14 protein-coding genes are annotated in these 11,741 nt (G+C 52.4%); 3 read left to right on the forward strand and 11 right to left on the reverse strand.

Annotated features, from left to right (window positions below):
- Window positions 1-532: 532 nt before the first annotated feature.
- The 4 genes from H6F94_RS24890 to mrdA form a co-directional block, all read right to left on the reverse strand.
- Complete coding sequence (locus tag H6F94_RS24890; RefSeq protein WP_190804977.1) at window positions 533-808, reverse strand: glutaredoxin family protein; 276 nt, start codon at window positions 806-808, stop codon at window positions 533-535.
- A 23-nt stretch (window positions 809-831) separates the two neighbouring features.
- The gene (locus H6F94_RS24895) at window positions 832-1,314 is read right to left on the reverse strand and encodes a flavin reductase family protein (RefSeq protein ID WP_190804978.1); all 483 of its coding nucleotides are present in this window, start codon (window positions 1,312-1,314) and stop codon (window positions 832-834) included.
- 166 nt (window positions 1,315-1,480) lie between these two features.
- Window positions 1,481-1,624: a hypothetical protein gene (locus tag H6F94_RS24900; RefSeq protein ID WP_190804979.1), complete on the reverse strand. Its 144-nt coding sequence runs from the start codon at window positions 1,622-1,624 to the stop codon at window positions 1,481-1,483.
- Between the two features lie 113 nt (window positions 1,625-1,737).
- Complete coding sequence (gene mrdA, locus H6F94_RS24905; protein WP_190804980.1) at window positions 1,738-3,576, reverse strand: penicillin-binding protein 2; 1,839 nt, start codon at window positions 3,574-3,576, stop codon at window positions 1,738-1,740.
- A gap of 164 nt (window positions 3,577-3,740) precedes the next feature.
- On the opposite strand from mrdA, the gene glmM reads away from it, so the two are divergent.
- Window positions 3,741-5,261: a phosphoglucosamine mutase gene (glmM, locus tag H6F94_RS24910; protein WP_190804981.1), complete on the forward strand. Its 1,521-nt coding sequence runs from the start codon at window positions 3,741-3,743 to the stop codon at window positions 5,259-5,261.
- On the opposite strand, the gene H6F94_RS24915 is transcribed toward glmM, so the two are convergent.
- The 7 genes from H6F94_RS24915 to H6F94_RS24945 form a co-directional block, all read right to left on the reverse strand.
- A complete protein-coding gene (locus H6F94_RS24915) occupies window positions 5,258-5,524 on the reverse strand; it encodes a ferredoxin-thioredoxin reductase variable chain (RefSeq protein WP_190804982.1) in 267 nt (88 codons plus the stop codon). The two genes, glmM and H6F94_RS24915, sit on opposite strands and share 4 nt — an antisense overlap.
- 45 nt (window positions 5,525-5,569) lie before the next feature.
- Complete coding sequence (gene rsfS, locus H6F94_RS24920) at window positions 5,570-5,983, reverse strand: ribosome silencing factor (protein ID WP_396426457.1); 414 nt, start codon at window positions 5,981-5,983, stop codon at window positions 5,570-5,572.
- A 70-nt stretch (window positions 5,984-6,053) separates the two neighbouring features.
- A complete protein-coding gene (gene yqeK, locus H6F94_RS24925) occupies window positions 6,054-6,656 on the reverse strand; it encodes a bis(5'-nucleosyl)-tetraphosphatase (symmetrical) YqeK (RefSeq protein WP_190804983.1) in 603 nt (200 codons plus the stop codon).
- Complete coding sequence (locus H6F94_RS24930; protein WP_190804984.1) at window positions 6,637-8,367, reverse strand: ABC-ATPase domain-containing protein; 1,731 nt, start codon at window positions 8,365-8,367, stop codon at window positions 6,637-6,639. The genes yqeK and H6F94_RS24930 overlap by 20 nt, the downstream gene beginning before the upstream one ends.
- Window positions 8,368-8,459: 92 nt before the next feature.
- Window positions 8,460-8,681 (reverse strand): hypothetical protein, encoded by a 222-nt coding sequence (locus H6F94_RS24935; protein WP_190804985.1) that lies wholly within the window; start codon window positions 8,679-8,681, stop codon window positions 8,460-8,462.
- Between the two features lie 165 nt (window positions 8,682-8,846).
- Window positions 8,847-9,302, reverse strand: a complete 456-nt coding sequence (locus tag H6F94_RS24940; RefSeq protein WP_190804986.1) for a hypothetical protein — start codon at window positions 9,300-9,302, stop codon at window positions 8,847-8,849.
- A gap of 118 nt (window positions 9,303-9,420) precedes the next feature.
- A complete protein-coding gene (locus H6F94_RS24945) occupies window positions 9,421-9,771 on the reverse strand; it encodes a HesB/IscA family protein (RefSeq protein WP_190804987.1) in 351 nt (116 codons plus the stop codon).
- 159 nt (window positions 9,772-9,930) lie between these two features.
- Here H6F94_RS24945 and ygfZ point away from each other — a divergent pair, with 159 nt between their 5' ends.
- Together ygfZ and nfi are read left to right on the forward strand one after the other, a co-directional pair.
- The gene (ygfZ, locus tag H6F94_RS24950; RefSeq protein ID WP_190804988.1) at window positions 9,931-10,818 is read left to right on the forward strand and encodes a CAF17-like 4Fe-4S cluster assembly/insertion protein YgfZ; all 888 of its coding nucleotides are present in this window, start codon (window positions 9,931-9,933) and stop codon (window positions 10,816-10,818) included.
- On the forward strand, window positions 10,805-11,464 hold the full coding sequence (gene nfi / locus H6F94_RS24955; protein WP_190804989.1) for a deoxyribonuclease V: 660 nt from the start codon (window positions 10,805-10,807) through the stop codon (window positions 11,462-11,464). Before ygfZ ends, nfi begins: the two co-directional genes overlap by 14 nt.
- Window positions 11,465-11,741: the final 277 nt, after the last annotated feature.

Genomic DNA, 11,741 nt, shown 5'->3' on the forward strand with positions numbered 1-11,741 from the left:
ATCTCATCTACATCGGCTCCAAAGAAATCTGAAGTTAGAAAATTCTTGCTCAGCGAAATTCCAAGCCAGACGTACAGACTGTAAAAGCAGACCAGCAAAGCTACAGCGAGAAGCAATGTGGTCGAGTTGTTAGTGAAAAACTGTTTGAGATTACGAACGGGCTGGTTTCCAATCTGTTGTTTTAGTAAAGATGGAAGTTCAAATAAAAATTGAGCAGCAAAAGGCAAGCTGAGCGCAAAACAAATCAGAAAAATGTTAATTGCTAAATAGACTGAGTCTGCCCAATCGAGGTAGTAACGTAAGGGGTGAACCGAGCGACTTGTCAACAGCTGATTAAGGAAGCCAACTGCTCTACCCTCATACATCGCCTCAATCAGGGAATGCGCGTAAAGCCTGTAGATCAAGCCGACTAGAAGCAGACAGACTAGCCCAGCTATTACCAACCGATTCTGTCTGAACCAACTTCTTGAGATGCACATGTCGGTCCAGCTTATCCAGTTGTCAGTTTAGTTAGGAGCAAAAACTCCTCCAGCTAAGTCAGCCACTGTTTGAGCTGAGATCCAACCGTTGCAGTCGAGGCTCTAGGCGAAAACCGGGGTAGAGCGGCTTCAGTGCCAGTTGTAGCTTCGTAGCGACATAGCACTGGCACTTCATACTGGTAACGCTCAAACCAGTCAGCGTTGCGGGTGATGTCCCGAATCTCTAAGTCGAAAGCCAAGCCAGAATTGGCTTCGTTCAGTTGCCGTAGCTTTGCTTCCAGTGCCTCGCACAGATGACAACCCGGTTTGCTGTACAGAATCAACTGCATGACAGGCGTTGAGCGCAATCTTCTTAATAACGGAAACCATCCTTGCGGGTGTGGGTGGCTGGCTCACCCTCACCCAGTTTTGCTCCCCCCCGAACTTCCGCAAGCAGTACCCAGTGGTCACCTGCATCCAGACGGGTTTTCAGTACACAATCCAGGTAAGACAGAGACTCCTGTAGATAGGGCTGTTGACCAGCAGTCTCACCAACTTCAATGCCTGCGAATGGATTGGTTCCAGGGTCAAAGCCCCGAGCAAAGTGGCCTACCAGTTTGCCCTGTCCTTTGGGCAGCACGTTGACGACTAGACCGTCACCTTCTGCTAGCAGTTGTGCTAACGGACGGTCTTTACCCACGGCAATCGTGACAGCAGGTGGGCTAAAAGCAGCTTGCTGCACCCAGGAAGCTAGCATTGCCGCTTGCTCTGTCCCCTTACGGACCGTCAGAACAAACAAACCGCTAGAAACCTGACCAAGGGCTGGGCCCAGAGTGCTCTGGATTTCAGTTGTCATAGTGCATTCAATGGGTGCATTCAGAGGCGTGCAAACGCCCCTATTTTAGGGTGACGGTTGCCAGAATGCGACCCCAGTTGCCACAATTCAGGTTTTAAGCTAAGCAGCATACCTGTGAGCCTGAAGGATATTCAGGCTCAGATTGCGCTCTCCAACCGGCTCTGCTCTAGGCGAGGTGCATCCCCCATAGCAGCAAAAAGCCTGTCATTGCTAATACCAGCAATGCCGACAGAAGAGTCGCCGTCGGTGAATCAACCTGATAAAGGCGCAGCAAACTGCGGTTGGACCTGGAAAGGCTGGGATGAGACATGGGACCTCCAGCAAAAAGCAGGAACAAGCTCCTCTATTAAGACTAATCAAGTTCTCAGATTGCCGCTTCAGTGCTCAACCGAATGCAACAAATCTTGGGCCAGCTTCCATTCCCTAATCCCTTGCGCTAGTCTCTGGATGTACCTTGCCCGGAGCAGCTTCTTCACTGCTCGCCTTGCCTTGACTGGGATGGAAAAAGGCCTGCATCACCTGTCGCGCAATCGGGGCCGCTGTTGAGCCACCACCACCACCGGAGTTCTCGACAAAAGCCACTACTAGGATTTGGGGTTGGTCGAGGGGTGCATAGCCAACATACCAGGTGTGCGAACGTCGCGGCGGATCCTCCGCAGTCCCTGTTTTACCGGCATTAGCAGGCAAGTTAGGAGCGTTCATTACCCGAGCTGTGCCATCAGTAACCACCTCGTGCAATCCCTGCTGCAAAACTTTCAGGGTGGCGGCTGACAGATTTAGAGACGTGCGCCAGTTGCGTTGTGGCTCTCGCTCCAGCAGCAGGTGTGGCTTTACACGATAGCCACCATTAGCAACGACTGCCCCCATAACCGCAACCTGTAGGGGAGTTGCCTGCAAAAAGCCCTGGCCAATCGACATATTGATCGTGTCGCCCAAATACCAGGGCTCACCGATCTGCTGTTGCTTCCAGGTTTCATCAGGCACTAAGCCCCGGTTTTCTTCTTTTAATTCAATGCCTGTGAGCGAGCCAAAACCAAAGCGCTTAGTCCAGTCGATTAGCGTTTTCTCTCCAATGCTGCGGCCCACTTGGTAGAAGAAAGTGTCGCTACTTTGAGCCAGGGCCCCAGTAAAACCCAACGCGCCAAAACCAGCCTGGTTATGGTCCCAGAATTGGATGCCACCTATTTCAAGGTAGGCAAAGGTGTTTAGGACCGTACTTGGAGAAAACTTGCCTGACTCAATACCAGCCGCCGTTGTGACGATCTTGAACGTACTGGCTGGAGCGTATCCCTGCAAGGCACGATTGACAAAGGGAAAATCTTGATTTTGCAACTGCTGCCATTGCGCGTCAGTAATGCGTGTAGAGAATAAATTGGGGTCGAAGGCTGGACGGCTAACCATCGCCAGTACCGCACCATTGTTAGGGTCCATCGCAATTACTGCCCCCTTGCGATTGCCCAAAGCTGCTTCTGCTGCCTTCTGCACATTGACATCTAAGGTCAGGTGAACGTTACCGCCTGCTTGCGGAGGAATTTCGCCCAAAATTCGCAGGACTTGACCAGCACCATCAACTTCAACCTGCTGACCGCCCCACTTACCACGTAGTGAGGACTCGAAGGCTGCCTCAGCTCCCGTTTGACCCACCACATCACTTAAGCGGTAGGCTTCAGACTCACGGCGCTTGAGTTCCTTATCGCTCAACTCACTGGTGTAGCCCAAAACATGGGCGGCCATATCGCCGTTGGGATAGTAGCGTACCGCCTCAGGATCCGTACGGACCCCTGGCAGCTCTGAGCTCTGTTCTGCCAAGGCAGTGATGATTTGTGGACTAACCCCTCGGGCCACTCGAACCAGGGAGGGCGAACTATAACCTGCCTGCGCTAGCCGAGTCTGAATCTCCTTTTCAGGTACGTCAAGAATCTGAGCCAGACGACGAATAGTCCTAGACCAAGCAGACTCAGACTGAGCCAAAGGCCACAGGAATACTGAGTACGACAAACGACTACCTGCCAGTAAACGCCCTTTGCGGTCAAGAATCCGACCTCGCTCCGGAGGTTGGGGGACTAAGCGAATTCGATTGTCTTCCGCAAGCTGGCGATTTTGGTCGCCTTGCGCCAACTGTAGGTAGGCTAAACGTCCTCCCAAGATTGCTAGCAGTAGCGCAGCTGAACTGCCGAGCAGCAACCAGGCCTGAGAACCTCGTCCTGTAATTCGTGTTGATTCCTGGGGAGAAGTTAGGGTTTCAGGTTGAAGCAGCCTCATGATTTCCACATTGGAGGTGATGCCGTTGCTGATCCAAATTCGCAACAGTACTGGTCTAAAAGGATTTGAATTTGGTCCAAGGAGCGCTTTGGCTTATTAACTAGTGTGAGATTTACAAATCTAAAGAGAATGTTATCTTCCCTTATGTGTGTGGAGTGATGGTCATGGTTGATTCGCTATCCCGACGAGATATCAGAACGAGCCGGTGGTCTGAGGGGCGTACAGATCCTCCGTTGGGTACTGTACCTGCAAGCCTGCCGGTTGCGCTATCGCCTGCAATTGCGGGGGCATCTGAAACGAACTCGTTGAAAGTTCCAGCTACCATACCTCTGTTTGGTACTGATGGTATCCGCGGCCGAGTTGGTGACCTGCTGACTGCCCCCCTAGCTCTTCAGGTAGGCTTCTGGACAGGCCAGGTTTTACACAGGAAGAGCCCAGACACATTGGGACCTGTGATTATTGGCCAAGACTCACGAACTTCTGGGGATATGCTGGCAGCAGCCTTGGCGGCAGGTCTTACAGCTGCTGGGTTAGACACTTGGTTTGTAGGCTTGTGTCCTACCCCAGCCGTTGCACATTTGTGTCGAAGCACTGGGGCCTCTGGTGGCATCATGGTTTCTGCCAGCCACAATCCACCCGGAGACAACGGCATCAAAATTTTTGGTGCTGATGGTACCAAGCTCTCGAATCATCTGCAACAGGAAATTGAACAGGGTCTGAGGGGCGAACTGTTCAGTCGCTCTGCTGTTTCGTGGGGTCGCTGTCAGCATCGTCTCGATCTCTTGCAAGGTTACAGCGATGCCTTACTCACTAGCCTGCCAGGAAGTTCCTCCGCGCCGAGTTTGTCAGGTCTACGCATTGTGTTGGATCTGGCGTGGGGCGCAGCAGCACACTTGGGACCGCAAATTTTTCGCAGCCTGGGAGCGGAGGTAATTTGCCTGAATGCTGAACCTGATGGCACTCGCATCAACTTGGATTGTGGATCTACTCACCTCCAAGCCTTGCAGCAGGCAGTAGTCGCTCAAGGGGCAGACCTTGGCTTCGCCTTCGATGGCGACGCAGACCGAGTTCTGGCGGTTGATTGCCAAGGACGAGCCGTTGATGGTGACTACATCCTGTACCTCTGGGGTCAACACCTGCAAGCCTTGCAGCAGTTGCCCAACGACACGATCGTAGCGACGGTCATGGCGAACCTAGGCTTTGAGCGAGCCTGGCAACGCTTGGGTGGAGAGTTTGTGCGGACCCCAGTTGGCGACCAACACGTCTTCGCAGAAATGGTGCAACGCGGGGCAATGCTGGGTGGGGAACAGTCAGGCCACGTGCTGTGCTTCCACTACGGCGTCAGTGGGGATGGTCTGCTTACGGCTGTGCATCTAGCAGCACTGGTTCAGCAAGCTGGTGTCTCACTAGCCGAATTAGTTGACGCTAGTTTCCAGCCCTACCCACAGATTCTGCGCAATGTACGGGTTGAGGACCGGCACACCAGAATGACTTGGGCAAACAACGATCGGCTTCAGGCTGCGATTGCACAAGCGGAGTCTGACCTAGGCGATCAGGGACGCATCTTAGTTCGGGCTTCTGGCACCGAGCCGCTTGTCCGCGTGATGGTTGAAGCGGCAACTGAAACGCTCACCCAGCATTGGAGCGAGTACCTGTCAGCCGTGGTGAGCGCAGAGTTAGGTTAGCGAGCGATCACTTCTCCGGAGACAGCCTCCGTTGATGCTGTCTCCGCAGACTCTAGCTCATCTACCCGCAAGTGAGCCCGAAATTTGCTGCCGAACTTCACCTGGAACGGGTAGTTAGGGCTGATCGGTCGGCCCTGCCAAGTGTTGATATGACCCGTAATCTCCCCTTCCGAACCCTGAAGGTCGAACGCTTCATTGCGGTGGTCCGGGTGGTGGTAAACGATGACAGAAGTTTTAACGCGAACGCGATCTCCTATCTGCATAGCTATGCCTCTTGTTAGTTCTCTTCTCAGGTTGCAGAAATATCTTCACACACTAGAGGAGAACACTAAGCGAGGCGCATGTCCCCAGAATGCCTCAAGGTCGTAGAACTCCCGTTCCTGCGGCATCATAATGTGCACAATCACTTCGCCGTAGTCTTGCAGCAGCCAGGTACCTTCACTCTGTCCTTCAAGACGTACGGGACGGCGTTGCCACTGCTCCAGCACTTTATCCTCAATGCTGCCAGCAATAGCTCTGACCTGGGTTTTGGAAAAGCCCGTTACCAGCACAAAGTAATCTGCCAGCACTGAAACTTCACCCACCCGCAACAGCACAACATCACCGCCTTTGCGGTCATCAGCAGCTTCAGCGATCGTCATCGCTAACTGATAGCTGTGGTCATCGGGAGAGATTTGCAGAGCAGTGTAGGCTTCTTGGGTGTGCAGGTTGTTTTGAGTCAAGAGAATTTCTCCGTAGTTTGTTTTCAATGGGTTATTCAGAAGGAATTCAAGGTGGTTGATTCAAGGTGTTCTAAAGCGACTGTGCCCTCAGGATGGGCTTGCGCTCTACTTGGGCAGTCTGGAGTGCCCAATTCCGCACACTGATTACCCGCGGGTGGATAAGCCGACTTTTAGCAATCAGGAATTCCAGGGTTTGATCACAGGCGAGACCAATAGCCGCATACAAATCGCTTTGGCTCAGCCGACGCAACTGATCTAGCTCTGGCGAGTTACCTCGGCCTGGCTCAATTGCATCAGCTAGGTAAACCACGCAGGCAAGTGGGCTCATACCCGGCCTACCCAAAGTGTGGCAGCGCACTGCCTCCAAAACCTCTGGGTCATGCACACCAAACTGATCACGGGCCACAAGTGCACTTGCTTCTGCATGTAGAAGGTGTGGGTTGGCAATCTCTACCGGGTCGAGAAGCAACCCTTCTGCTCGGGCCATCGTCAGCAAGCGCTCCGCTTTGAAGTACTTTGCTAAGTCGTGCAGTAAACCTGCCCAAGCGGCCCGTTCAGCATCCAGGTGGTGCAGCTCGGCTAACTCCCGGGCTGTTTGCTCAACGCCTAGAATGTGAGCCAGACGGGGTGGTGGAACGTTCTCACGCAGCCACTCAATGACCAGATCGCGCATGGAAGATGACAGTGGGGTCTGTCTCTATTTTATGGCGACCTTTCAGTCCTGACGGTAAATGTAGTCGGTTTAAGGCTGCACCCAATTCTAGTAGTCGGCGTCTTGCTAGTCCTGGATGGTTGCTTGCTAGCAAGTTCACTAAGCCAACCACATCTAAGGATTGGTCCAGTTCGCCCATTAGCTGCCGTAGAGGTGGACCTAGGCGAGGTGCTAGCCATTCCAGCAGAGACGCTAGGGCAGCGAGTTGCCCTGATTCGCTCAATTGCTCTAAAGCAGACAGATCTAGCTCTGTTGAACCCACTCGTAGGCGGTTAGGAGCAGCCACTTTAACTTGTAGCCCTTCACCACGACTGTGACGGCTGAGCCAATCGAGAGGTAGCGTTCGTTGAACAACAGCTTGTCCGGGAGCAGCCCAAACCGGAACAGAGCCATGAGCAGGCAGGGGCACCAACAGCTGGCGGGCAGCTTGAGTCAGGTCACTGGGTTGGTAGGCTTGCATGCCGATCACTCGGTTTGCTAGGGGTAGAAAGGCAGAGGAACTACCCGCCACCAGAATTAAACTGACGCCTAGCTGGCTGACTAAACTATCGACCCGCTCGCTGAGTGGAGTGATTGGTTCGCAGTTAGTAGGGACTAGCGCGCGCATAACCGCATCACGCGACATTAGGTTAGCCGCACTTGTATCCTCATCGAATAGCAGCAGACCCACTCCTAACTCCAAAGCCTCTTGAATCGAAGCAGCCTGACTAGTGGCACCAGAAGCGTTAGCTGTCGTGAAATTAGTGGTTACAGTCCCATCTGGCAGCTGATCGATGAAGGCGGAGAGATCAACTCGGTACACCGCTCTTCCGTCCTCAGCCCGGACCTTGCAGGCATCCCTACGAGTTACCACCCGCTCTCGGCCATCACCAGGGATATGATCGACAACCCCGCTTTGGATTGCTCGCAGCAGGGTCGACTTGCCGTGATAGCCACCACCCACAATCAGAGTTAGTCCTTCAGAGATGCCTAAACCGGTAATCGGTCCTTGCGAAGTTTCCAGACTGACGCGTAAGGCCAATGGACTCTGGCAAGGAATCGCACCCCCTAAGGGTTGATCACTTACACCGCTCTCACGGGGCAAAATCGACCCATCGGCAATAAAAGCTACCAGCTTATGTGCCCTCAACTGTGAGCGTAAGGCACAAGCAGTTTCAACACTTTGCAGGTGAGCTTCTAAGGCAGCCCTATCCACTTCCAGAGTGCTGCTGAAAATTCGCGGCAACTCCTCAAAAAACATCTCGGTAGCTTGATCTGGCAATGGCACCCGTCCCCGAGCGGGTAAACCCAGCCATAAGCGCAATTGCAGCCGTTGGTCAGCCAAAGTTACAGCTGTACGCTCTAATACAGCTTGACCAGGCTTAACCGTGCTGATATGTCCGGAGTTACCAGAGCCTCTGTTACCTAATACCGACTGAGCACAAGCCTGAACCAGTTGGCGGCTTAGAAAATCACATAGGGCTCGCCGTCGATCAGCTGTCACTAACCAACGCTGAGGCCAGCTTGACGGCAACTCACTCTCCAGCCGAATCCAACTAGGCGGTGCAAATGGATCTGACTGCACTCGGGTGACTACTAACTCAAAGCCTGGGAAGTAATAACAGCCTTTAAGCGTTCGATAACTACCGTAACTGCGGCTTAAGTGCTCCAAGCGGACACGAAGCTGCTCCATGCCACCTGAGGTTAATTTCTAGGAATAAAGACAAAAAAATTGTGGCCGACTTAAAGCCGCGCCACAGGAATGCTCAGTCTCGAACGAGAAACTCAGGCTTGCACTTGGGCCGCCGCAGCTTTCTCAAGCGCGTCCTTCGCTCCCTTAGGCAATCTCAGATCATCAGGATCAACGTAGTGGCAAACAGAATCATCTAAACAAATTAAGGCCCAGCCATTCTGATCAACATCCATCAGCATGTAGGGCGCTTCTAATACGAAGTATCCCTTATGGTTGCGGGTGTCGGGCTTGACGCGGACGTTGTCTGCGATCATGGGAACCGGCTCCTTATTGGACTATATATTTTGGCGAGTGGTCTATGTTTTCCAAGACTATCATTGCTTTTCCAAGACGCTCATTAAGCTTAGTTGAGCCTAGATTGAGTTCTGTAAAGCAACAGGGTTGGCCGTAAAGATTTAACAACACCTCTATCTTAGGGCTTAGCTTTCTTTGTCAAAGAGCCAGCTCTTAATCCGCAAAGCCGCCTTCCAATTAGGGCGACGGCGTAAACCCTCTTCAAGATTCTCAATAACTTCCTCAGCTAACTCAGGCACCATACGAACCGCTTGTTGCGCTACCTCAACGTGCTCACGCACTCCCTTACGTGATGTTTCTAACATCGCTAACGCTAAATTAACCCGAGATTGCACAGCAGTTCGGTTGAGCTTGACCGAGCGAACAGCCGCTTTATAAGCGGGTTCTGCTTTGTCATCCAATAAGTACAACCAAGCTAGGCAGGTCCAAGCTGCACTGTTGCTAGCATCGTGATCGCAGAGGGCTTTAAAGGTCGGGATTAAGTCTTTAGCAGGAGTACCAGATTTGTATTGCTCTAGAGCAGCGTCAAAAATCTGTTCTTGGCTTTGTTCTGGAGCTTGAGCGTCAGTCTGCTGAGTCATGAGTATTTAAACTGAGTTCACTACGGCACAAAAATGCCAGTCCTCAGAATAGCAGAACTGGCATTTCGTCAAATCAAAAGAGCAGCAAGTTTTAATAGGTATAAACCGCTAGCTCAACTTAAGCAGAGAAGGATTGCCCACAACTACAAGCATGCGCAGCATTGGGATTAATAAATTTAAAGCCGCCTCCAAGCATGGCGTCGCTGTAATCCAAAGTCATGCCATAGAGATAAAGCAAGCTTTTCTTGTCGCAGACAACCTGAAAGCCATCGTAGTCATAAATTTCATCCCGTTCGGTGGTGTTGCCTGGCTCCTCAAAGGTCATCGTGTAGGACAGCCCAGAGCAACCTCCACCTTTAACGCCCATACGCAGACATAGATCCCGCCCTTGCTTTTCACGTAAGCCGAGAATTTGCTGTAGGGCCGTATCGGTCATTTGGATGCCACGCGCCTGTGTAGCCTGAGTCATGGAGGGCTTTCCTACCGAATTTAGGACTGAAAAGGTTTTCTTTAGTCTATCAAGCGTGGATAGGGCTAAGTCTTACTCCCTAGTCCTATCTCCTAGCTAATCAGCCAGAACCCGATCCAAGGTAAAACACAGCTAGGTCAGCACAAGCACGGGAACAGCATGAACGGCTACATTCAAGACAACCAGTCAATTCTGCAGGTCAGTGGCAAGGATGCCCGCGATTTTTTACATCGCTTGCTGTCATGCAACATTTTCAAACTGCAAGCCGGACAGGTTGTTCCAGGAACGCTACTCAGAGCCAATGGCAAGCTAGTCGCCTACTTTCAGGTTTACGCTCTCGACAACAGCTTTGCCCTGGTCACGCCTACCAACTGTAGCGAGACACTCCACAGCAGCCTGGACCGACTGGTTTTCACCGAAGATATCAGTTTCGAGCAAGATGCTAACACCCTAGTTCTCGTCATCCTTAGCCCTGAAGCCGCCACACTTTTCTCCCTGAAGCCAGGTCAGCAGGAGCAGCAGTCATTCGGCGGTGTACAAGTGCGAGTAGGGGCCTTAACGACAGAGCGCCTTCAGCTTTGGGTACCTTCCAACGCACGAGATGCAGTAGAGACAGCTTTGCAAGAAGCGGGCCTCCAGCCTCTCACTGACGTCGACTATGCAACGTTCCGGATTCAGCGAGGCTTACCGGATTGGAGCTCGGAATTAGATGATTCAGTAGTTCCAACGGGTCTACGCTTGGATCAAGCCTTCGACCACCACAAAGGCTGCTACACCGGTCAAGAGGTCATCTCTAACATGACCTATGTCACCCACCCACCCCATCAGCTTTTTGGACTGAGAGTTGAGGGAACAGCTATTCCTGGGAGCAAAGCTCGCAAAGGCGACACCACTGTCGGAACACTGACCACCACCGCACCTGGTCTAGCCTTGCTTAGGGCTCGTTGGGAGAGGGTTCAACCAGGTGATCAAGTAGTAGTGAACTCAAATGAGCAGCTTTTAGAGGCTGAGGTTGTAGCGCTACCAATGCTCCATGAACATCATTGATCGACACGACTGGCCACTCACCGTTGAACAAGCTTTGCCTATCCAACAAGCTTTGCGCGGTGAGGTGATTACCGAGGATCAACTCGGAACTGTTCAATATGTCGCTGGGGTAGATGTAGGCTTCGAGGCTAACGGCTCAGTTACTCGCGCCGCTGTAGCAGTACTAAGTTTTCCCGATTTGCAGTTGCATGAACAAGCGATTGCCCGCCGTCCAACGACCTTTCCTTATGTACCAGGATTTCTATCTTTCCGTGAGGTACCAGCAGTGCTGGATGCTCTTATTCAACTCCGCAGGACGCCAGACCTGCTGCTGTGCGACGGCCAGGGGGTAGCTCACCCTCGCCGTTTGGGCATCGCCTGCCATCTAGGGTTGCTCACAGGCCTGCCTTCAATTGGTGTTGCTAAATCGAGGTTAGTTGGTACTCATGCAGAGGTCGAAGACCAACGAGGCGCATGGGTACCTCTATATCACCGCAACGAAACCATTGGAGCCGTTCTACGCACCCGTCCTAGAACCAAACCGCTATACATCTCCAGCGGGCATCGCGTGAGCTTACCTACAGCCATCGAATACGTCATGCATTGCACTACTAAGTACCGCTTGCCAGAGACAACCCGACATGCACACAAACTCGCTTCTGGCTAGAGCTAAGCGCAACGAGAGAAGTACGGATAACCGAACATTTGCTATAGGGGAAGCAACACCTTGCGCGATTGGGTGAGGGGTTGGTAGATTAGCAAAGCGGCGGTGAGGAAAGCGCAACCCGCTTCCCCCCCAGCAAACAGAACCTAGACAACAGAATAGTTTGAAAGCCAACGAGCACACAAGAACCTCGTCAAGGAAAAGAAAAGTGAGGCGGAGAGGACCTAAGGGTCTTCAAGGCCGAACTGGTTTCTGAGGCACTTCTGGTGCAACAGAAGCC

This window comes from Leptolyngbya sp. FACHB-261 (assembly GCF_014696065.1).
GTDB lineage: Bacteria > Cyanobacteriota > Cyanobacteriia > FACHB-261 > FACHB-261 > FACHB-261.

Coding starts and splice junctions, on each gene's coding strand:
- H6F94_RS24930 (WP_190804984.1), bottom strand. CDS start 8,367: ATGGAGCAGCTTCGTGTCCGCTTGGAGCACTTAAGCCGCAGTTACGGT.
- H6F94_RS24890 (WP_190804977.1), bottom strand. CDS start 808: ATGCAGTTGATTCTGTACAGCAAACCGGGTTGTCATCTGTGCGAGGCA.
- ygfZ (WP_190804988.1), top strand. CDS start 9,931: ATGAACGGCTACATTCAAGACAACCAGTCAATTCTGCAGGTCAGTGGC.
- mrdA (WP_190804980.1), bottom strand. CDS start 3,576: ATGAGGCTGCTTCAACCTGAAACCCTAACTTCTCCCCAGGAATCAACA.
- H6F94_RS24900 (WP_190804979.1), bottom strand. CDS start 1,624: ATGTCTCATCCCAGCCTTTCCAGGTCCAACCGCAGTTTGCTGCGCCTT.
- H6F94_RS24895 (WP_190804978.1), bottom strand. CDS start 1,314: ATGACAACTGAAATCCAGAGCACTCTGGGCCCAGCCCTTGGTCAGGTT.
- H6F94_RS24945 (WP_190804987.1), bottom strand. CDS start 9,771: ATGACTCAGGCTACACAGGCGCGTGGCATCCAAATGACCGATACGGCC.
- H6F94_RS24940 (WP_190804986.1), bottom strand. CDS start 9,302: ATGACTCAGCAGACTGACGCTCAAGCTCCAGAACAAAGCCAAGAACAG.
- H6F94_RS24935 (WP_190804985.1), bottom strand. CDS start 8,681: ATGATCGCAGACAACGTCCGCGTCAAGCCCGACACCCGCAACCATAAG.
- nfi (WP_190804989.1), top strand. CDS start 10,805: ATGAACATCATTGATCGACACGACTGGCCACTCACCGTTGAACAAGCT.
- H6F94_RS24915 (WP_190804982.1), bottom strand. CDS start 5,524: ATGCAGATAGGAGATCGCGTTCGCGTTAAAACTTCTGTCATCGTTTAC.
- yqeK (WP_190804983.1), bottom strand. CDS start 6,656: ATGCGCGATCTGGTCATTGAGTGGCTGCGTGAGAACGTTCCACCACCC.
- glmM (WP_190804981.1), top strand. CDS start 3,741: ATGGTTGATTCGCTATCCCGACGAGATATCAGAACGAGCCGGTGGTCT.